The 21,179-nt window shown below is 57.4% G+C and carries 14 protein-coding genes; 13 read left to right on the top strand and 1 reads right to left on the bottom strand.

Going from position 1 to position 21,179, the window contains the following annotated elements; genetic code table 11:
- The first annotated feature begins 71 nt into the window (after nt 1-71).
- From SHIM_RS02615 to SHIM_RS02560, 12 genes are all read left to right on the top strand, one after another.
- Nucleotides 72-458, top strand: coding sequence for a YciI family protein (locus tag SHIM_RS02615; RefSeq protein WP_054001079.1), 387 nt, complete (start codon nt 72-74; stop codon nt 456-458).
- A gap of 44 nt (nt 459-502) precedes the next feature.
- Nucleotides 503-1,168, top strand: a complete 666-nt coding sequence (locus SHIM_RS02610; protein WP_054001078.1) for a GntR family transcriptional regulator — start codon at nt 503-505, stop codon at nt 1,166-1,168.
- Between the two features lies 1 nt (nt 1,169).
- A complete protein-coding gene (locus SHIM_RS02605; RefSeq protein ID WP_054001077.1) occupies nt 1,170-2,468 on the top strand; it encodes a malonyl-CoA decarboxylase in 1,299 nt (432 codons plus the stop codon).
- Nucleotides 2,465-3,964, top strand: coding sequence for a malonate--CoA ligase (locus SHIM_RS02600; protein ID WP_054001076.1), 1,500 nt, complete (start codon nt 2,465-2,467; stop codon nt 3,962-3,964). The genes SHIM_RS02605 and SHIM_RS02600 overlap by 4 nt, the downstream gene beginning before the upstream one ends.
- Nucleotides 3,965-4,314: 350 nt before the next feature.
- A complete protein-coding gene (locus SHIM_RS02595; RefSeq protein WP_241488770.1) occupies nt 4,315-6,111 on the top strand; it encodes an amidohydrolase in 1,797 nt (598 codons plus the stop codon).
- A gap of 207 nt (nt 6,112-6,318) precedes the next feature.
- Nucleotides 6,319-7,206 carry an NAD-dependent epimerase/dehydratase family protein gene (locus SHIM_RS02590; RefSeq protein WP_054001938.1) on the top strand — a complete coding sequence of 296 codons (888 nt, stop codon included), beginning with the start codon at nt 6,319-6,321 and terminating at the stop codon, nt 7,204-7,206.
- A gap of 573 nt (nt 7,207-7,779) precedes the next feature.
- Nucleotides 7,780-10,431 carry a calcium-binding protein gene (locus SHIM_RS19845; protein ID WP_062946296.1) on the top strand — a complete coding sequence of 884 codons (2,652 nt, stop codon included), beginning with the start codon at nt 7,780-7,782 and terminating at the stop codon, nt 10,429-10,431.
- A gap of 253 nt (nt 10,432-10,684) precedes the next feature.
- A complete protein-coding gene (locus SHIM_RS02580) occupies nt 10,685-13,786 on the top strand; it encodes an Ig-like domain-containing protein (RefSeq protein WP_054001074.1) in 3,102 nt (1,033 codons plus the stop codon).
- 82 nt (nt 13,787-13,868) lie between these two features.
- Nucleotides 13,869-15,176 carry a TolC family protein gene (locus SHIM_RS02575; protein WP_241488769.1) on the top strand — a complete coding sequence of 436 codons (1,308 nt, stop codon included), beginning with the start codon at nt 13,869-13,871 and terminating at the stop codon, nt 15,174-15,176.
- 20 nt (nt 15,177-15,196) lie between these two features.
- Complete coding sequence (locus SHIM_RS02570) at nt 15,197-17,473, top strand: ATP-binding cassette domain-containing protein (protein WP_446740599.1); 2,277 nt, start codon at nt 15,197-15,199, stop codon at nt 17,471-17,473.
- Nucleotides 17,470-18,663: an HlyD family efflux transporter periplasmic adaptor subunit gene (locus tag SHIM_RS02565; protein WP_054001072.1), complete on the top strand. Its 1,194-nt coding sequence runs from the start codon at nt 17,470-17,472 to the stop codon at nt 18,661-18,663. Before SHIM_RS02570 ends, SHIM_RS02565 begins: the two co-directional genes overlap by 4 nt.
- Nucleotides 18,664-18,792: 129 nt before the next feature.
- Entirely contained in the window at nt 18,793-19,395 is a 603-nt protein-coding gene (locus SHIM_RS02560; RefSeq protein WP_054001071.1) for a LysE family translocator, read from the top strand.
- A 3-nt stretch (nt 19,396-19,398) separates the two neighbouring features.
- Here SHIM_RS02560 and SHIM_RS02555 read toward each other — a convergent pair whose 3' ends face one another.
- The gene (locus SHIM_RS02555) at nt 19,399-20,112 is read right to left on the bottom strand and encodes a trypsin-like serine peptidase (protein ID WP_082358302.1); all 714 of its coding nucleotides are present in this window, start codon (nt 20,110-20,112) and stop codon (nt 19,399-19,401) included.
- A 486-nt stretch (nt 20,113-20,598) separates the two neighbouring features.
- Here SHIM_RS02555 and SHIM_RS02550 point away from each other — a divergent pair.
- Nucleotides 20,599-21,179 (top strand): AMP-binding protein (locus tag SHIM_RS02550; protein WP_152926415.1); only part of this gene is annotated, 581 nt, incomplete at its 3' end.

Raw genomic sequence — 21,179 nt, 5'->3', positions numbered from 1 at the left:
GTCTGTTCTCTTGATTTCTGACGACTATTTTGTCATAAGTCAAATAATATCGATATTTTTGGAGAAGCAAAATGGTTGCTTGGACAGACTACAAATCAGAAGCAAAGAGCCGTGGCGCTCTGGCATTGGAGCTGTTCGTTGCGCACAGCACTCCGGCGAAAGCCCCTCAAGATGTTAAGGCATCCCTTCCGGACCACCTTGCATATCAAGCTGATCTGGAGCGTGCAGGTCAGCTGGCTTTTGCAGGGCCGATGTCGGATGAAACCGGCGCGCATATGCAAGGCGTCGGCCTGATTGTCTATCGTGCCGATAGTTTGGAGGCTGCGCAGCAGCTGGCCGAAAATGATCCTATGCACAAAAGTGGCGCGCGCAGTTACGTGATGCGTCGTTGGCTGATAAACGAAGGCTCACTTAACCTGTCCGTTGGGCTTTCGACCGGCGGGTCCACTCTAAGTTAATGACCCTTGCGGGCAATAAGCGGTAATTCGGGGAAAATGCGATCATGAACGTAATGCCTGACAGTGACAGCAAAGAAACTTCGGCTACGCATGGGGCGTATTTAAAGCTTCGTGAGTTGATTCTCACGGGCGAATTGCCACCGGGAGACAAGCTTAAGATCGAGCAGTTGCGCAAGCTTTTGGACACCGGAGCAAGTCCGGTGCGAGAGGCGCTGAGCCTGCTGACATCTGACATGCTTGTGGAACGGATCGACCAGCGCGGCTTTCGTGCGGCGCCGGTCGGCAAAGCCAATTTCGAAGAAATCCTGATGTTGCGTTGCACGCTTGAAGAAACTGCCTTGCGCGCGTCAATCCGCAACGCGGATGCCGCATGGGAAGACAGAGTGGTTTTGCGCCATCACCACATGAATCGCGCGGGCCTGCGTAAAGCGCCGGATTTTGAAGACGCCCACAAGGCGTTTCACATGGCGCTTCTGGACAACGCGCATCTGCCAATGCTCGAACGCTATTGTTCGCAACTCTATGACCTCAACATCCGCTACCGCTATCTTGCTGCAGGGGGTCCAAGCTACAAGAAACGGGACATCGCTGCCGAGCATCAAAACATTCTGGATGCGGCGCTCAACCGCGATGCGGATGCCGCAACGGCCCACCTCATCGACCATTATCGCAGCACCGGTGAATACCTCAGCAGTCAAATGGACGGCTAACATGCAACGAAACTGGTTTTTAGGCGATCTTCTGTCGCAATTGTTCGACCGCCGCGGTCAGATGCACGGCAAAGACGACGCCCGTTCTATCACCGAACTCTGTGAGGCACTTTTGTCCGCCGAGGGCGAAGTGTCCGGATTTCAATTGGCGTCCACCGTTTTGGATCGCTACCGCGCCCTAAGAGATGATGAAAAAGTTTTATTTTTCAGATACCTGAATGATGAACTTGACATCGACGCCGGTCAAGTTTCCGACCTTGCAATCCAATACTCCAAGGATCGCGACATCGACGCTTTCAAAGCATTGAGCGTTGCTGCGGAACCGCGCCGACAGGAGTTGCTGCGACGCCTGAACCAACCCACAGGAGCCACTCAAGACCTTGTTGCGATGCGCGTGGATCTCTTGCGCATTCTAAAAACGCACCCTGACCTGCGGCGCACGGACCTTGATTTTGTGCATTTGCTGCGCAGTTGGTTTAACCGCGGCTTTCTTGTGCTCAAACAAATCAGCTGGGACACGCCCGCGCGTATTCTGGACAAAGTCGTGGCCTATGAGGCGGTCCACCAAATCAGCGACTTAGAAGATCTGCGTCGCAGGCTTTATCCACCAGACCGCAGATGTTTTGCCTTCTTTCATCCCTCAATGCCGGATGAGCCGCTCATTTTTGTCGAAGTTGCCCTCACCGAAACCGTCCCCGGCTCAATCGACGAGCTGTTGTCCGAACAGCGCGACCCGCTTGAAGCAGATCAGGCAGAGGTGGCCGTATTTTATTCGATTTCGAACTGTCAAAAGGGGTTGGCCGGGATCAGTTTTGGCAATCTCCTGATCAAACAGGTGGTCAGCGAACTGGCCTTGGACCTCCCGGGTATCCAGACGTTTGTCACCTTGTCGCCCATCCCCGGTTTCAACCGTTGGCTGGAAACCCAACAGAACGATGAGACACACGGGCCTATTGCCGTGGCAATTCTTGCAGGGACAGCGCCGCAGGATGACCAGCGCGCGATGGCGGCCCGGTATCTGTTGACCGCCAAGCGCAAAGACGGGGTGCCCATCGATCCCGTTGCCCGCTTTCATCTCGGAAACGGCGCCGAAGTGCACGACATCCACGCGGGCGCCGACACCTCAGCCAACGGCATGGCCCAATCTAGCGGCGCGATGGTCAACTACCTGTACAACTTGAAATTCACTGAACAAAACCACGAAGAGTTCGCAACCCACGCCACCATTGCCGCATCCCGTTCCGTGCAATCATTGGCCACTGCTGCGTTCGTCACAAAATCCAAGGAAACAACCGCATGACCAACACCCTTTTTGATGCATTGTTCGCACCACATGTTGGAAACTCCGCGACGTTTCTTCACTGCGATGACGGCGCAACACTAACCTATGACGCGTTTCTCAAACGTGCCGCCCAATTGGCCCACACCCTGACCGATGCTGGTGTTCACCCCGGTGACCGCATCCTTGTTCAGGCGCCAAAACTCAGCGACACAATCGCGCTTTATGCAGCTTCGGTTCAGGCCGGCGCGGTCTACCTGCCGCTGAATACGGCTTATACTCAGGCCGAATTGGACTACTTCATCCAAGACGCGGATCCGCGTTTGATCGTGTGTGACAGCAAAGACGAAGCGACCGTAAAGGCACTGGCACAGCCTCGCGGAACGGCCGTTCTGACTTTGGGGGGATCTGACGGCAGCCTGAGCCGGACAGCAGACGGCAAGCCAACCAGTTTTACCCCGGTTGATCGCGCACCAGATGACCTAGCGGCCTTGCTCTATACGTCGGGCACAACCGGCCGCTCCAAAGGCGCGATGCTCAGCCACAAGAACCTTCTGTCCAATGCCGTTTCGCTGACGGAATTGTGGGAAATCACCTGCAACGACAGGCTTGTTCACGCGCTGCCGATTTTCCACACCCACGGATTGTTCGTTGCGATGAACACATCACTGCTGGCGGGGGCAGAGGTGCGGCTTTGCGCAGCCTTTGATATTGACGTCATCCTGAACGAAGTCCCCCGCTCCACGCTTTTGATGGGCGTACCGACGTTTTACACCCGCCTTTTGGCGGATGCGCGGTTCACGAAAGACTGCGTTCAGAACATGCGCCTTTTTGTGTCCGGTTCTGCGCCCCTGTTGGCCGAAACCCATCGTGATTTTGAAGATCGCACGGGCCACCGCATCCTTGAGCGGTACGGCATGACCGAGACCAACATGATAACCTCCAATCCTCTGAATGGCGCGCGCCTTGCGGGCACCGTCGGCTATCCGTTGGCTGGCACAGAGGTGAAAATTACCAATCCCGACACTGGCGCGACCCAGCCGTTTGGAGAGATCGGCATGATCGAGGTGCGCGGGGATAATGTGTTCCAAGGCTATTGGAACATGCCAGAAAAGACCGCCGAGGAACTGCGGGCAACCGGATTTTTCCTGACTGGTGATCTGGGAATTCAATCCGAAGATGGGCGCGTGTCGATCGTTGGGCGCTCCAAAGACCTGATCATTTCGGGCGGCTACAACATCTACCCCAAAGAGATCGAGGATGTTCTCAACGACATGCCGGATGTGAACGAAAGCGCGGTTTTCGGCATCCCGAACCCGGATTTTGGCGAAAGCGTCATTGCGGCGATAGTTCCCGAGCAAGGAGCAACGCTGTCCATCGAGGCCATGAAAGACCGCGTGCAAACACAGCTGGCACGGTTCAAGCACCCGCGCGAATATCTGTTGCTAGAGACTTTGCCCCGAAACACGATGGGCAAAGTGCAAAAGAATGTCTTGAGGGACACATACGGATCTTAGACGGCACGTTAGGCGACGTTGCGGCCCATTTGATTGGGCCGTCTTCTAAACCTTTAACAAAGACCGCGCTGCGGCGTCTGGCTTCAATCTGCGTTCATACCACAGCAGGGCCACGCCTATGCGCGGTTCCTCAGGAAATTCATGGTGATTTTTCAGCTAACGTCGAGACATTCATAGACACAGGAATTTTAGTGGATAATCCCGCTGCTTAAGGGCACGCTTTCCATAGGTTTTGTTTTGGAGTGTTTCTATGGCCGATTTCAACCGAAGATCTTTTCTTAGAACGGGCCTTTTGGGGGCCACATTTCTCAGTTCTTCAACAGCCATGGCCTTGGCCAATGCCATCCTCGTTGTCTGATGTTGGAAAACAACTCACGACCGAGGATCTGACCACGGTTTTCATCGGACAAAACATCGTCACCCTTGATCCTGACCTGCCAACAGCACAGGCAGTCGCGGTCGCGGATGGCCGCATCCTGGCGGTGGGTTCGGTGGACGATGTCAAAGCCGGCTTGGGGGATCGCGCATACCGCACCGACACGACTTTCGACACAAAAACCATCGTGCCTGGTTTTATTTCCCAGCATGCGCACCCCCTTTTGGCCGCACTCTCCATGTCGTCCGAAATCTTGTCGATTGAGGACTGGGAGCTACCTTCTGGAACCGTGCCGGCTTTGAAAGACAAAGATGACTTCATGACGCGCCTCGCCTTGGCAGAGGCAAATCTTGAAAGCCCTGAGGAGGTTCTTTTCAGCTGGGGCTATCATTTCGCATTCTACGGGCGGCTCAGCCGCAGTGATCTGGATAAGATCAGCACCACTAGACCAATTGTCGTCTGGATGCGCTCATGCCATGAATTTGTCCTCAATTCCGCAGCTTTGGCGCGGGGACAGGTATCGCAGGGCTTGGTTGATGGTTGGAACGTGACTGCGCAGGAACAATCAAATCTCGAAGATGGTCACTTTTGGGAACAAGGCATGTTCGCGGTCTTGGACAATATCGCCGAAATGGTCGCAAATCCCGAGAAAATCCAGGCTGGCCTCTATGTCATGCGCGACTACATGCATTCCAAGGGGATAACCTTTGGCAATGAGCCGGGCGGGATTCTGTCAAAGCCGGTGCAGGACATGATCAACTCCGTCATGTCTGATCCCTCGATGCCGTTTCGCTGGTCTTTTATGCCGGACGGAAAGTCATTGGTGCAGCTTTATGACGATGACGCGCAAGTCATCGCGGAAACACAGGCCCTTACCAGTTGGTTTGAAGGTATGACCGAATTTCATTCAGGAACGGTCAAACTGTTTGCGGATGGTGCGATCTATTCGTTGGCCATGCAGGTGCGGGATCCGTTTATTGGCGACTACCATGGCGAATGGATGATGGACAAAGAGTTGTTTGAACGGGCTTTCCGCATCTATTGGGACGCAGGATATCAGATTCATGTTCATGTGAACGGCGATGCCGGTCTGGACCGCGTCTTGGGGGCCCTCGAAGCCAATCTGGATCGCAACCCACGTGTGGATCATCGCACCACGCTCATTCATTTTGCGGTCAGTGCGCCCGACCAAATCGCGCGGATCAAGCGCCTTGGCGCCATTGTCAGTGCGAACCCCTACTATGTGACGGCTCTTGCGGATCAATACAGCAAAACGGGGCTTGGATCCGAGCGTGCCGACCAAATGGTCCGACTTGGCGATGTTGAACGTGCCGGAATTTCTTATTCGATGCACTCTGACATGCCGATGGCACCGGGCGATCCATTGTTTTTGATGTGGTGCGCAGTCAATCGGATCACAACGTCGGGCCGTATCGCGGGTGAAAATCAGCGTGTTTCCCGCGATGGAGCCCTGCGCGGCGTCACTCTTGAAGCGGCCTACTCGCTGGGGCTTGAGGCTGATAGGGGCAGCATCGAAGTTGGAAAGCTCGCGAACTTCACGATCCTTGAGGACAACCCGCTGACGGTTGATGCGGTGACGATCAAAGATATCGGTGTCTGGGGCACCCTGATGGAGGGCGAAGCACTTGCCGTTGGTGAAGGCGGGACAACAAAAGCTTCGTTGATCCCGGCGCAAACCGAGCCCGAAAGGCAAGGGATCGCAAAAGCTGCGATTGAACATGCCGTTCGGGCGATACACGCGCACACCTAAAGGCAAATTTCCGAAACACGCGCTCGGGTCATAGGTTGCCCCTCTGAACCAGAAAGGGCTGTTGGTCCGCAGGATGTGCTAGGCCGCCTGCCCCGCGCGCGCAAAACCACCGGCACGCGCCATTGAACTTCCGATGTGAGTTGGAAATACTCCTCCGCATGCGGCTTGCCATGACACATGGCGCCGCCAACACCCGAGGAGATTCAAATGCGCATTCTTTTTACTGGCGGTTCAGGCAAGGCTGGACGACACGTCTGCCGGTATTTGCGCGACGCGGGCCACCGAGTGGTCAATGTCGATCTCACCCCCTTGAAGGAACCCGGCATCGACGACCTGATCGCAGACATCACCGACAGCGGGTCAATGTTCAACGTCATGACCAGCTATGCCAACTTTGACGAGTTGGAGCCGGGCACCGGAGTGCCTGCGTTTGACGCTGTGGTGCACTTTGCGGCTGTGCCGCGTATTTTGATCGCGCCCGATCACGAGACCTTTCGCGTCAACACCATCGGCACCTACAACGTGATCGAGGCGGCTGTGAAACTCGGCATCAGGAAAGTGATCTTTGCGTCCTCAGAAACCACCTATGGCGTTTGTTTTGCTGACGGTATCGTCAATCCGGACTATTTGCCGGTGGATGAGGCGCATGACACCAATCCCATGGACAGCTATGGCCTTTCCAAGGTGGTCAACGAGAAAACCGGCCGCGCGTTCCAGCGCCGGTCTGGCGCGGACATTTACGGGCTGCGGATCGGCAATGTGATCGAACCCCACGAGTATGACAACTTTCCGGCCTATTTCGCCGACCCGGCAGTCAGACGCCGTAATATTTTCTGCTACATCGATGCCCGTGATCTTGGTCAGATCGTCGATCTGTGCCTGAAAACTGACAATCTCGGCTTTCAGATATTCAATGCCGGTAACGACACCAACTCGGTCGATCTGCCAGCCCACGACATCGCAGAACGCTTCTTTCCGGGTGTGCCGGTTGCGCAGGACATGGGCAAAACAGAAGCGCTGTATTCCAATCGCAAAATTCGGGACGTTCTTGGGTTTCGCGAGCAACATTCGTGGCACAAATATGTGAGTGAATAAATCGGCCAACTGAATGGAGCCGAAGCGGATCCCGGCTCGGCACAACAGGTTGGCGCAGAAAAACGATGCGCCAACTGGCGAATCCTTTTTAAGAGTTTCAGCCAAAACGGTGACAAGCCGACCCAAATACACGTCTAAGGGCACAACCTTCGGCGCCTCCCTCTGTCAGGGGAAATCGCCCGATGCGTCACTTCCTTAACATTTTCGGAAAATCTCGCAACTTTCCCAGCGTGACCGCATCGCGTGGGTTCGCTTTTAGTATTTAACATCAAGGCATTAAAATTCACACCAATTTAGATAAATCAAGGTCGGATTTGCCGGCAATTTCAGAGGTGTTCTCAACAATATCGGCTTTGGAATTCATTAACAATTGCTCACTACTCAAGACTAAGGGACCGCCGGCAGTAGAGTGTTTTTTACATTCCCGGCACACAGGTAGAGCCAAGAACTGAAGCTCCTGACGCAGAAAGCGGCGCGCAAAACAAACGATGCACCTTGGGTCATTTCTGGCCGGTATCGATTGGAAGCACCCGCCAACACGCCGCCCCAAGGACTGCTTCAGGATTTTCACCTATGACGACCACAGTCACCCTCGACACCTCCACTGCACCCATTGAAGTGCAGGAGGACATGTTTGGTACAAACATATTGGCCGACACCAACGAAACCGGCGGCACGCCTCATGACGAGTTCATCGAGGCTGCCGATATGCTGGGGGCAAGCCATCTGCGCTATCCCGGTGGGCGCGCGGAAGGCGAAGACATCACCCAGCTCGACACCACCGCCCAAGGGTTTGACCAATTGGACGGTGATCTGCGCGCCTTCTTGGATTGGGCGAAAGATACAGGAACCAGCGCGACATTGGTGGTCGCAGCCCTTAACGACACCCATGCAAACCCAGCCGAGTTAGAAGCCTGGGCCGAGCTGGTTTTGACCTACATGGGCGAAGATGCAGATCTGATCAAAGCGTATGAAGTCGGAAATGAATTCTGGCAGACCATCGATGAATCCACCTACGGTTCCAACGCCAGTATCATCACCGAGGCCCTAAGCGGTGTCACCGTCGACGGCGTGCGCCCGGACATTTATATACAGACCGCCAACGTGACCGGCGGACAGTCCAACTACAAAGGCACAAGCGGCGGATCAATCTCAGATGAAGATGCGTTGGCAGCCATGCAACATTGGGATGCCAGCTTCCGCCCGTCGGACTGGGAAGACGGCCAAAGCGCAGAAGACTACTACAATAGCCTGAACGATTATGAACAACGCATCATCAAGGGCAACCTTGAGCTGATGCAACAACTTGATGCTGATGGCGATCTCTCCAACGGTTTTCAGTTTGACAGCACAAACGGTTTTGACGGCATTGTCGCCCACTACTACATGAACGACTGGACCGATGGCTTCGATCTGTCAGAAGACGCAACCCGCATGGAAGTTCGCAATCTCGATCTGCGATTTTCCGTTTGGGAAGGCATAATCCCAAATGACATTGAGCTGCGTGTTACGGAATGGAACGTGGACACCGACAACTACAGTTCACAAGGTTTGCGGGCTGCGGGCACCCTGATCGAGCAGTTTTCCAATATGCTTGAACTCGGCGTTGACGGCGCCGAACTCTGGACTGTGCGACACAACACCAACACCTCGGTCGCCGGCGCGCCAGGGGGCGCGAACGAGGTCGAACTCACCCCCGCAGGTATGGTTCTGGAGCATTTGTCCAACCTTTATCAAAATGCACAAGGCGATCTGTGTCTTTATTCGGTGGGTGGCTTTGACGCGACCGAGATGGAAATCAACGTTTACGGCGACAATTACAGCCGTGTCGTATACGTCATGTCGCGCAGCGACGAATTCGGCGAAGAGTTTTCGCTCGACCTGTCTGGTGTAGCGGGCGGATCGACACATTGGAGCGCTGTGACCTTTGGGATTGATCCGACATCATCCGACGGGCTGAGCGAGCAGCGGGTTTATGACGAAGATGGCATTCTGGTCTCCCGCAACCCGAAACGAGAAGTCACCGAAGCAGAGCGTGACGCGCTGATCGCAAAACTCGGCGACGCCTACAGCAACGGCATGATTAAACTCGTCAATGGTGCGTGGATGACGTATTTGCCGGATGCAGACGACATCCTTGTTCGGCCGGGTGTGACCAATCCAACCGCGCTGGAAGACTTCTATTTCCCGACCGAAAGCGACGTCGTCGGGCTGGACACATTCTTTGACATGTCCGATTTGGGTCAATCGGTGACAGATATTTCTTTTGATCTCGATCCCTACGAAGTGATCGCGATTACGTTTGACGTCGCCTTTGAACAAAGCGGTGGCGACACATCGGATTACATCGCTGGCGGCGACGGTCGCGATATCATTCGTGGCAACGGTGGCGCGGACACCATCCGTTCCCGAGAGGGCGACGACACGCTGCACGGCCATGCCGGCGACGACAATCTTGTGGGCGGCTTAGGCAACGACGAATTGAACGGAGGCGGCGGTCGCGACCGTCTGGAAGGTGAAGGCGGAGAAGACGTGCTGCTTGGCCACAATGGACGTGACACGCTCTACGGCGGGAATGGAGGCGACACGCTCTATGGCGGGAATGGAGCCGACTCGCTCGATGGGGGCAGCGGCAACGATTCCCTTTATGGCGACTTGGGCGCTGACCATATCTCAGGCGGAACTGGGTCGGATCGGCTCTCAGGCGGAAACAACCGTGACAGCCTTTATGGCGGCCACGGCCATGACACCCTTTTTGGGGGCAACGGCAACGACCGATTGTATGGCGACGCGGGAGATGACGCGCTCATAGGCAACACCGGTTCCGACCGGCTCTCAGGCGGCAATGGCAGCGACATTCTTGACGGGGGCGATGGCGATGACATGCTCTTTGGGGGCAACGGATTTGACCTTTTGGAAGGGGGCGTCGGTGACGACGTGCTGGCCGGTCAGGTTGGAAACGACACGCTCACCGGCGGCGTCGGGGCGGATATATTTGAATTCAGAACCGGTGATGGCTTGGATGTGATCACAGATTTCAATGGCGGCGAAGGCGATCAGATCAGCTTTCGGGACATCACGGACATTGCCGATTTCGACGATCTGATAAGCAATCACCTGATCCAATCCGGCAACAACACCGTCATCTGGATAGACGACAACCACAATATAACCTTGGTAAACACAGACCTCGCCGATTTGACTGCTGAACACTTCTTGTTCTGATGGCGTCTAAACAAGACAGAGTATTGGCACCTGAATGAAAGTTGTGCCTTCTTTTGCATTACTGCTTCTTGTCTACAATTTTAGAGATCGCGCAACCCGTTGTCAGTACGCCAATTTTCCGTTTCGAATTGCGCGCCGGCTGACTTGCCAGGCAATTTAAAAAAATATTTGGAAAAATCGTTTTCACTACGTATAGTCCGCTCAAATCATAAGGGCAAAAATGCCCAGTCTGAGAACAAGAGCGGTGAATATTATGAATAGTTATGGGTATGCCGTCCGCGGTGCGGACGAAGGTGTGGTACGTGGACAGACTGCGGTCGCCGAGCACGGGATCATTCCGGTGTCACAAGCGTCAGATGTGTCTTTGAACCTTTCGCCGTTGGATGTGACGGCTTACACGCGTCAAGGTGGCGATCTTGTGATCACACTTGCATCCGGAGATACAATCACTCTTCAGGGCTATTTTGCCGGCGATCTGGCAGATGAGCGCGACCTGTTTCTCAGCAAAGACGGCCAGTTTCACAAAGTCGAACTTGGCGACCCAGTCGGCGACCAGTATTTCGCGCAATACGACAGTCTTTCGATGGACGACAAGTGGTCGGAACACGACGACTTGGCCTTTCTCGACCTAGAACGCATCGAACCGGTTGTGGCCCCGCTTGCGGCTGCGGTTCCGGGTATTGGAACCTTGCTTGGTTTGGGGGGCGCAGCGGCTGTGACCGGCGTGGTTGGAGACGACGGCGGCGGTGGTGGTGGTGGCGGTCCGATCATCCCCACGGTCAATGATCCGGATGTCGGCCGCGACGTTGGCGGCACTGGCCCTGACACCGTGATCATTACAGGCACAGGTGAGCCCGGGTCCGATGTTGCCGTGTCCGTTGGCGACACCACCGAAACCGTTATCATTGACGACACTGGCACCTGGGAAGTTGTCCTCGAACCAGGTGAGCTGCCTGCTGATGGGGTTTATGACACCGTTGTGACCGTAACAGCACCAGACGGCACCATTTACGATCTGGACGGCCCGACCGTCGACATCGACACCACCGCGCCCGATGCTCTGGTCACCGATGGCACGCAGTCGACGGGCGACCTCGTCAACGAAGCAGACCACGCCACAGGCCATGTTATCACCGGTACCGGCGAAGCGGGCGCGACCATTGCCGTCGAAATCGATGGCACCACCCACACCACCACCGTGTTGGACGACGGCAGCTGGTCGGTGACTTTTGCCACTGGCGAAATCGCCACCGGCGAATACGAAACCGCCGTGACCATCACCTCGACCGACGAACGCGGCAACGCCACCACGGTGACCGATGTTCTGGTGGTCGACACCATCGCCCCCGGCGCCACGCTTGGCACCGTCGAAGGCGACGATGTGATCAACGCGGGCGAAGCCAGCGACGGCGTTGTGCTCACCGGCACAGGTGAGGCCGGCAGCACGCTGACCGTAGACTTCCAAGGCACAACGCAAACCGTCACGGTTGACGACAGCGGCGCATGGTCCTTGTCTTATGGTGCCGCTGACATCGTGGCGGGCACCTATGACAGCGAAGTGACCATCACCGCAACCGATCTGGCTGGCAACAGATCCAGCGAGACTTTCACTGTGCATGTGGACACCGAAGGTGCCGCCGCGATCAGCACGCCGATTGCGGGCGATGGCACCGCCAACGCCGCAGAGCTTGGCGCGGGCCTGACCTTGTCGGGCACAGCCGAGGCCGGCTCGCAGGTTGCAGTGACCGTCGAAGGCGTCACCCACAACGTGACGGCGGACGGATCAGGCAACTGGACGGCAACTTGGACGTCCGGTGAAATCCCAAGTGGATCTTACGAAACCTCGGTGACCGTTGTGGCCACTGATGCCAACGGCAACAGCACCACCGTCAGCGAAACTTTCCACGTTGATACCGAAGTCAACGCAGGGCTGGATGCGGGACAGATGGGTGGCGACAACACCGCCAACGCAGCCGAAGTTGCTTCGGGCATCACTCTGACCGGCGTCGCAGACGCAGGCGCGCAGGTTCTCGTAACGCTAGAAGGCGTCACCCGCACCGTAATGGCTGACAGCTCCGGCAACTGGACCGCGTCCTGGACGCCTGCGGAAATCCCGTCTGGTACCTACGACAGCACCGTGACCGTTGTCGCAACCGATCCCGCTGGCAACAGCACATCGACCAACGGCACCGTGCACGTCGACACCGAGATATCGGTTGGCTACGACAGCGATCAGGCTGGCGGCGATGATATCGCCAATGCTGCTGATGTGGCGGGTGGTGTGATGCTGACCGGCACGGCCGATCCCGGCACTTTGGTGCAGGTTACACTTGCGGGCACCACCCGCACAGTGACCGCTGCCGCCAATGGCACATGGTCCGCGGCGTTCGGCGCTGGCGACATTCCTCAGGGCGAATATGACGCCGCCGTCACTGTGACCGGCTCTGATGCGGCGGGCAACGTGGCGACCACCACGGGAACGCTGCGCGTCGACACCTCGACCGCAGTGACCGTGGATGTGAACGCCGAGCTTTTCACCAGCCCTGTGAACGCGGCGCAGATGAACGGCGGTCTGGTCATGGAAGGCTCAGCCGAGCCCGGCGCCACGGTTTCCGTAACTGTGGACGGCGTTGTGCGCTCCGCGATCGCGGATGGCTCTGGCAACTGGTTTGTCACCTACGAAGCGGGCAGCCTGCCCGAAGGCACCTATACCGCCAACGCGACACTGTCGGTAACTGACCTTGCGGGCAACACCGCAACCACCACTGCCAGCTTTGACATCGACACCGAAGTCACCACGCCAATTGTGCAATCGGTGACCTTCTCCGACGACGATGTCAGCTCTGTTTCGCTGACCACAGAAGATCAGACTTACGAGGTTCACGCACTACATCAGAACGGCAGCACCTCGGAACTGGCCACAACAGAAGTGCCTCTGGGCGGCGATGAAAGCCTCTTCGTGCTCAATCCATCCGCGTCGGACGGCACCCACCTTGTGGTGTCCTCCACCGATGATGCCGGCAACCAGTCCGACACGCTTTTGGTATTGGACGACAACGTCACAAACGCCAGCACGCTGGATCACGCCTCTCTTGGCGGCTTCAATATCGAGGGCATCGAACTCGACTATGCGTCCGATGCGACCCTGACCCTGAACGAAGCCCAAATTCGCGAATTGTCAGACACGTCCGACACGCTCACGATACACGGCGGCATAGACGATCAGGTGACAGTGGCAGGCGCCCAGAACACAGGCCAAACCGTTGATATCGAGGGCGAAACCTATGATGTCTACACTGTGGGTGACGATGGTGTGACGCTGGTTATCGATCAAGACATCAACGTGATCGTCTGATCCTCAGGACCGGGACCGCGCCACGCACATCCACAGGACTTGGACACTGACAATGCCCCGACACCCGCTCAAAATTGGTCTCATGCCCCTTCTGGGGCTGAGCCTGCTTGGCGGGTGTATGCAATCGCTTCCAAAGATGGAAAAGCCGGCCTTTCTGAAAAACCTGTCCAAAACCGAAGCTGGCGCAGACACCGAAGTTTCCAAAGCGACCAACGCGTTTTCACAACCCGAAACCAAGGCGCAGTCCGACATTCTGGACACACTGGTGGCCCGCCGCTCGGTTCTGCCCAGCGACAGCAATCTGGCACATGTGTCCAAAGTCGCGCTGACGTCGTCCAACCGCGCAGCGGAGGCACAGCTCAAGACCGCCAAACTGCGCGCCGAAGCTGAGGACAAGAACTGGCTGCCGACGTTGGGCCCGACTGTCTCGCTGACATCGCTGGGTGATGTGGTGGCGGGGTTGGTGCTGGATCAGGTGATATTTGACCACGGTCGCAAAAAAGCCGAGCGGGCCTATGCGGCAGCAGACGTCGAAGTGGCGGCCGTAACCTTGTCGCAAGACATGAACGACCGCAGCTACACGGCGATGGCGTTGTATATCAAAGCCTTGCGTGGGCAAGAAAAAGCAGCTGTCGGCAACCGCGCGCTCAAGCAGATGAACCACTTTGGCGACATCGTCGAAGGGCGTGTTTCAGGCGGTGTGTCCAACAAAGGTGATTTGCGCATGGTGCGCACAAAGATCAGCACCCTGCGCACTATGCGCGATACTGCTTCTGAGAGCGTCGAGACCGCTTTATCGGAACTGACCGCCATGACCGGCACGCGTTTTGACCTCGCGCCGGTATCCGGCGTCGACGTCAATGACTCTGTCGAGGCCCTTGAGGTCATCAAGTCCAGCGCCGAAGCCAAACGCGCCGTCGCGCAGGCCACTGTGGAGCGTGCAGGTCAGCTGCCGGGTCTGTCCGCTTCAGGCACAGCCTCAACAGGTGGCAACTCTGCCTCATTGGATATCAGCACCGAAACCGGCCTGGGGTTCGGCACCGGAAAACGCATTCAAGCGATTGAATCCACAAAAGAAACCGCCAAGCGCCAAGTCGCTGAAGCCCGCGAAGACGCCGCCCGTTCCGAAAGCCGCCTGCGTCGTGAAATAGACAGCCTCGCGCGTCAGGAAACCGAGGCCGTCGCGCTGTCCAAGGACGGGCGCGAAACTTTCAAGCTGTTTCAAGCCCAGTTCCGCGCCGGACAGCGGTCGGTGCTGGAAGTTGTGGACGTCTATGAACAATCCACGTTCCGCGCGCTGGATGGCATAGACGCGAAATTCGACAAAATCCTCGCGCAACTCAAACTGGCCCGGGACATGGGGCTTTTGGCGGACGGAGACACAATTTGACCAAGGCCAAAGCCCCGGTTGTGCTCTCCATTGCGGCTGTGAAACCCGGCGCAGCGGCCAATGCGCCTCAATCGATCCCCACCAGCCCTAAACCAGCTGACCAAACCCACGCGCGCCCTGCCCCACGGCCCGCGCCGGCACCACAGTCTGACACAGCCAAGCCTGCAGACGCCCTTCACGATCTGGTGGAGGCCACGGCCACCCGCATTGAACACCGCGCCGGTCTTGTCGCCACACTGGCCGCACTCAATGGCGTGGACATTCCGGTGTCAGACGTCGCCGAGTTCATGTGGACAACCGCCCCCGGCGACGTGACCATCGGCGCATTGGCCAAAGCCTTGGGCCACACCGGCGTCGACCCCAAAATTCACAACCGCCTCGCCATCAGCCCCAAAAGCTGGCCCGCGATCGCGATGATGACCAACGGTCAGTCCGTGCTCGTTCTGTCTCAAGAAGACGACACGCTGACAGTGTTTGACGCGACCTGTGTCGACAACCGCGCCGAGGTGCCAGTGGCTGACTTCGCACCATTCTTTGCGGGCTCTGCCTTGGCCGCCAAGGTCTCTCTGCGCCAATTGGCGGACCGGCACGTGCCGCAACTGACCACCGGACACTGGTTTTGGGGGGAGTTCTCCAAGTACCGCCGCCATGTCGGCGAAATCATGTTGGGCTCGCTTGTGGCCAACCTGCTCGCAGTCGCTGTCGCGCTGTTTTCGCTGCAAGTCTATGACCGCGTGATCCCCCATCAATCTGAGGCCACGCTTTGGGTGTTGGCGATGGGCGTTGTTGCGGCAATCCTGCTTGAAGGCGCCCTGAAACTGGCCCGCGCGCGCATGAGCGATGCCGCTGGCCGCCGGATGGAGCTTTCGATCCAGCACCGGCTGATGAAGCGTCTGCTCGGCATGCGCTCGGACCGTCGGCCTCTGCCCCCATCCGGCCTGTTTGCCGCCATGCGCGACTTTGGCGCGGTGCGTGATTTCTTCACCTCGTCCACCATCGCCGTGCTGGCGGATATGCCGTTTATCCTGATCTTTCTTGCGCTGGTGGCGTCAATTGCGGGCAACATGGTTTGGGTTTTGATCGCGGGCGGCCTGTTGATGGTCCTGCCCGCTTATGTCCTGCAAAAACGCATGATCGCGCTGTCTCGCCAGACCCAAGGAGCGTCGACCAAGGTCGGGCGGCTTCTGCAAGAGGTCATCACCGAACTGGATACTGTCAAAACTCAACGCGGCGAGGACCGCGTGTTGCGTCTTTGGGACGAACTCAACGAGGTTTCCAGCCACTCCAGTGCCGAGCAACGCCGCCTTGCCGCCACCTTGACCCACTGGTCCCAAGGTGTGCAGCAGATCACTTATATTGCCACCGTGGTCATTGGCACCTACCTCGTGTTTGCCGGTGAATTTACCGTCGGCACCATCATCGCCACCGGTATTCTTACCTCGCGCACGCTGGCGCCGCTCACGCAGTTCGCCGGCACACTGGCGCGCTGGTCCAACGTCAAAGGCGCGCTGGAAGCGCTTGATACCATTGCTCTTTCCGAGCAAGAGAAAGACAGTACCCGCAAATATCTGCGCCGCGAAACCATCAAAGGTCAGTTTGAGCTGCGCGAAGTCAGCTTCTCTTATGATGAAGATGCCGCCCCCACGCTTGATGTGCCGGGTGTTGTGATCAAGCCTGGTCAGCGTGTCACCATTCTGGGCGCCAACGGCTCCGGAAAATCCACACTTCTGAAACTGCTCGCCGGTCTTTATGGCCCCACCAAAGGCCGCATCCTTGTGGACGGCGCCGACATGGGCCAGATCGACCAGCGCGACCTACGACGCGGCATCGGGTATCTGTCTCAAGACGTGCGCCTGTTTGCGGGCAGCTTGCGAGACAACCTCAACCTGACCCAACTGGAACGCGACGATGATCGCCTGATGGCCGCGCTTGATTTTGCCGGTCTTGGCGAATTCATTCGCAACCACGCCCAAGGCCTTGACCTGCAAGTGCGTGACGGTGGCGAAGGCCTGTCGATTGGTCAGCGCCAGTCCATCGGCTGGGCGCGGCTCTGGTTGCAAAACCCGCCCGTGGTGCTGTTGGATGAACCCACAGCCGCACTTGATCAAACGCTGGAACGCACATTGGTCAGCCGCCTTGGCACTTGGCTTGACGGGCGCACCGCGCTGATCGCCACACATCGCACGCCCATTCTGGCGCTTTCCACCCGCACCTTGATCCTGCAAAGCGGGCGTCTGGTGGTGGATGGCCCGCGCGAAAAAGTGCTGGCGCATCTCGCCGCAGGGGAGCGCGCATGACCAGCCTGACACCCGAACATTTTGACGACACCGACACAGCCTTTGACGACCAACTGCGCGCCTCACGCCTGACAATTCGCCTGATTGCAGGCGCTGTTTTGTTGTTTCTGGTCTGGGCCGCCTTTGCTTGGGTGGACGAAATTGTGCGCGCAGATGGCGAAGTCGTCAGTTCCTCGCGCAGCCAATCGGTGCAAAACCTCGAAGGCGGCATTCTCGCGGATCTGGCTGTGAAACAAGGCGACATGGTCGAAGCTGGCCAAGTTCTGGCCACGCTCAGCGACACCCGCTTCCGCTCTGCCTTTGACGATTTGCAGGATCAGATCGACGCACTGGAAATTCGCCGCATGCGGCTTGAGGCGGAAATCGCCGGCGCTTTTGAATTTGAAGTGCCTGCCGAATACGCCACACGGGCCACGCGCATTCTTGCGTCGGAACGCGCGCTGCTTAAGGCGCGCCAAACCGATCTGGACAGCCGCCGTGAGGGCGCGTTTACCCAACTTGAGCAAGCCAAAGAGGAGCTGCGCAACATGCAGTCCCTCTACAAAAAGGAATACGTCGCCCTTTTGGAGGTCAACAAGGCGCGGGAAAAGTCCGCCGAGGCCGAGATCCGCTATATGGACATCCTCACGCAGGCCGAACTTGAGTTGGCCGAGGAATACTCCGAGACCCTCAAAGACATCACATCGCTCAAACAGGAAATCCGCCTCGCCACAGATCAGCTGAACCGCACCGTGATCACCGCCCCCATGCGTGGCATCGTCAACAGCCTTGCGGTGACCACCATCGGCGGTGTCATCCGTCCCGGCGACGAAATATTTGAGATCATTCCTTTGGGCGAAGACCTGTTTGTCGAGGCGCGGGTGCGACCGGAAAACATCGCCAATGTAGAGCCCGGTCAGGAAGCGTCGATCAAACTTACGGCCTATGATTATACAATCTACGGCACGCTCAAGGGCAAAGTGGATTTCATTTCTGCCGATACATTTGAGGATGAGCGCGACCCGTCTTTGCCGCCGTTTTATCGTGTGACCGTGACGGTCGACATCGACAATCTGACAGAGCGTCAGAAAGCCATCGAGATCCGCCCCGGTATGCGCGCCAGTGTCGAGTTGCACACAGGGTCAAAAACCGTGCTGCGCTATCTGATGAAACCGCTCTACAAATCCCGCGAAGCCTTCCGCGAACCTTAGAGCCTCCCGTCGGTCATTTGCCTGTTTGACAGGCAGCCCCACAAAAGGTGTTCGGCTCAACCTCTTTCAGGCCATGACACCTCCGGCATTCTCCCCTAGCTTACGGCAAGGACAGCCGGAGCACGCCTTATGGAACTCACCCACATCATCGCCTTCAACATTGCCTTGCTGGCGGCCATTGCCAGCCCTGGTCCGGCCTTTCTTGTGGCTGTCAAAACCGCGGTGTCCAGTGGTCGCCGCGCAGGTATCGCCGTCGGCATGGGGCTTGGCCTGATGGCTGCGCTCTGGACCGGTGCAGCGCTCTTTGGGTTGGAAATTGTGTTTGTCGCCTTCCCATGGGCCTATACTGCCGTGAAAACCATCGGCGCGCTCTATCTTCTTTATATCGCGTTTGGCATGTGGAGGGGCGCGCGCGATCCGCTGACAGCTGATGTGAAACCCGCGCGTCACGCCTTTCGCCAAGGTATTCTTATCAATCTGATGAACCCGAAATCCGTGCTGTTTGCTGCCGCCGTTCTTGTGGTGATCTTCCCGCCCAACATGACATTTAGCGAGAACCTCTTGGTCCTCGCCAACCATCTTGTGGTGGAATGGATCGTCTATTCTGCGATTGCTATTGGCATGAGCACCGAGGCCGTCAGCCGCCGCTATTTGCGCGGCAAGCTTTGGCTGGACCGCATCGCCGCCAGCGTGCTGGGTGCGCTTGGACTGCGTCTGCTGATGGACCGCTAAGCCTTAGCCGCCCCGCATCATATGTTGCAAAGCCTCAGCGGTTAGCGTCGTGCCAACTGACACTGTGCGTCCGCCCATCGCGGCACGCGCCGACACAACAGACACCAGCGACGGTGTCTTGCCGTCTCTCAGCGCCAGAACCGGCGCGCCCGAGGCGCCAAAATCAACGTCACACGACATCACCAGCGTCTGATGCTGTGTCGCCAGAACCCGACAAGGATATTCCAGCACCGGGTCGTTGCGACTGCCGATCGTATAGCTCAGAACGCCCAGCATGTCGCCGGCCCCCAGACGGATGTCCTGTGCCATAGGCAACACCGCGCTGCTGTCAATCGGGCTGGTCAACCGCAGCAACGCCAGATCGTGGCCCACTTGCGCAGCGCCATTGCGGACATGGCGATAGTCGGGATGCGCCACCGCGCTTTGCACACGGCGCACGGCCGTGGCTTTGCCCTTTCGAAGCCCTGCTTGAAACTCGATTTGACCCGGCTCTACCCGGCGTCCTGTGCTGGTGTCATACAGACAATGTGCCGCCGTCAGCACCAGGTCCGGCGACACCAACGCGCCGGTGCACATGGCATTGCCGCTGACCATCAAACGCCCCACGGATGCCTCGCCCGGCAGGCTGTCTTTGATAGTGCGCACCTTGACGGCATCGGCAAAACCCGCAGTTGGCACAAGGCCAATAACGAAACAGGCTAGTTTTAGAATTCGCATGACGTCTCCTCTGGACAGCCTGATCAGATAGACGGAGCAGTTGGGCAGCATTCAGGCGAAAGCGGCGCCATTTGCCGCCCTTTTCGGCGCAATTGATGGCACCGTGCCGCCCTTGCGCCGCGGTCCTGCCGCAATCCTTGGCGCGCTGTTTAGGCACCGGCTTTCTACTTGAGCGCGCAGGCATGGAACGTTTTGTCACACCTGCCGCTGGGTCAGGCAGCCCCCTCAAAACTCACGCGACCGTGAAGAACGGCGCATTTGGCGGGGCCTGAGGCTTCATAACAGAGCCCTTATTTTCAAGTACATGACGCCCGTCTTGACAAATACTTTACAAAATTATCGGCGCTAACAGGAAATGTATTTACAGGATTTACGTTCCTTTTCCTCAGCTTATTTAGTTATTTTCCGATCTGTCTATTCTTTGTGAAGACGCTGCCCTGAGGGCGCAGCGGGGAGAAAGTTTCGAGATCGAGGAGAGGAGCCTCTATGTCACCTGATACAGCCGTAAACCACACGTTCCCGCCGTCCAAGGACTTGGCCGCCAACGCCCACATTGATGCGGCGCGCTATGATGAGATGTACGCCGCTTCTGTCACGGACCCTGAGGGGTTCTGGCGCGAGCACGGCCAGCGCGTGGATTGGATCAAGCCCTTCACGACGGTGCAAAACACCTCCTTTGCGCCCGGCAATGTCGACATCAAATGGTTTGAGGACGGCACGCTCAACGTGTCTGCCAACTGTATCGACCGCCATCTGGAAACCCGCGGCAATCAGGCCGCGATCATCTTTGAACCCGATGATCCCAACGAGCCGGCGCAGTCAATCACCTATGCCGATCTGCACCGCCGCGTCTGCCGTATGGCCAACGTGCTGGAAACCATGGGCGTGCGCAAAGGCGACCGCGTTGTCATCTATCTGCCGATGATCCCCGAAGCCGCCTATGCCATGCTGGCCTGCGCCCGCATCGGCGCGATCCACTCGATTGTGTTTGCCGGCTTCAGCCCCGATGCGCTGGCCGCGCGGGTGAATGGCTGCGACGCCAAAGTGGTGATCACCGCTGACTCCGC

This window comes from Shimia sp. SK013 (assembly GCF_001292625.1).
GTDB lineage: Bacteria > Pseudomonadota > Alphaproteobacteria > Rhodobacterales > Rhodobacteraceae > Shimia.
Note: the sequence above shows the minus strand (reverse complement) of the source record. Positions and strands in the feature narration are given on the sequence as shown.

What these genes read in the sequence shown, in the direction of transcription:
- SHIM_RS02555 (WP_082358302.1), bottom strand. Translation starts at nt 20,112, where the DNA reads ATGCGAATTCTAAAACTAGCCTGTTTCGTTATTGGCCTTGTGCCAACT.
- SHIM_RS02590 (WP_054001938.1), top strand. Translation starts at nt 6,319, where the DNA reads ATGCGCATTCTTTTTACTGGCGGTTCAGGCAAGGCTGGACGACACGTC.
- SHIM_RS02560 (WP_054001071.1), top strand. Translation starts at nt 18,793, where the DNA reads ATGGAACTCACCCACATCATCGCCTTCAACATTGCCTTGCTGGCGGCC.
- SHIM_RS02575 (WP_241488769.1), top strand. Translation starts at nt 13,869, where the DNA reads ATGCCCCTTCTGGGGCTGAGCCTGCTTGGCGGGTGTATGCAATCGCTT.
- SHIM_RS02565 (WP_054001072.1), top strand. Translation starts at nt 17,470, where the DNA reads ATGACCAGCCTGACACCCGAACATTTTGACGACACCGACACAGCCTTT.
- SHIM_RS02615 (WP_054001079.1), top strand. Translation starts at nt 72, where the DNA reads ATGGTTGCTTGGACAGACTACAAATCAGAAGCAAAGAGCCGTGGCGCT.
- SHIM_RS02605 (WP_054001077.1), top strand. Translation starts at nt 1,170, where the DNA reads ATGCAACGAAACTGGTTTTTAGGCGATCTTCTGTCGCAATTGTTCGAC.
- SHIM_RS02610 (WP_054001078.1), top strand. Translation starts at nt 503, where the DNA reads ATGAACGTAATGCCTGACAGTGACAGCAAAGAAACTTCGGCTACGCAT.
- SHIM_RS02600 (WP_054001076.1), top strand. Translation starts at nt 2,465, where the DNA reads ATGACCAACACCCTTTTTGATGCATTGTTCGCACCACATGTTGGAAAC.
- SHIM_RS02580 (WP_054001074.1), top strand. Translation starts at nt 10,685, where the DNA reads ATGAATAGTTATGGGTATGCCGTCCGCGGTGCGGACGAAGGTGTGGTA.
- SHIM_RS19845 (WP_062946296.1), top strand. Translation starts at nt 7,780, where the DNA reads ATGACGACCACAGTCACCCTCGACACCTCCACTGCACCCATTGAAGTG.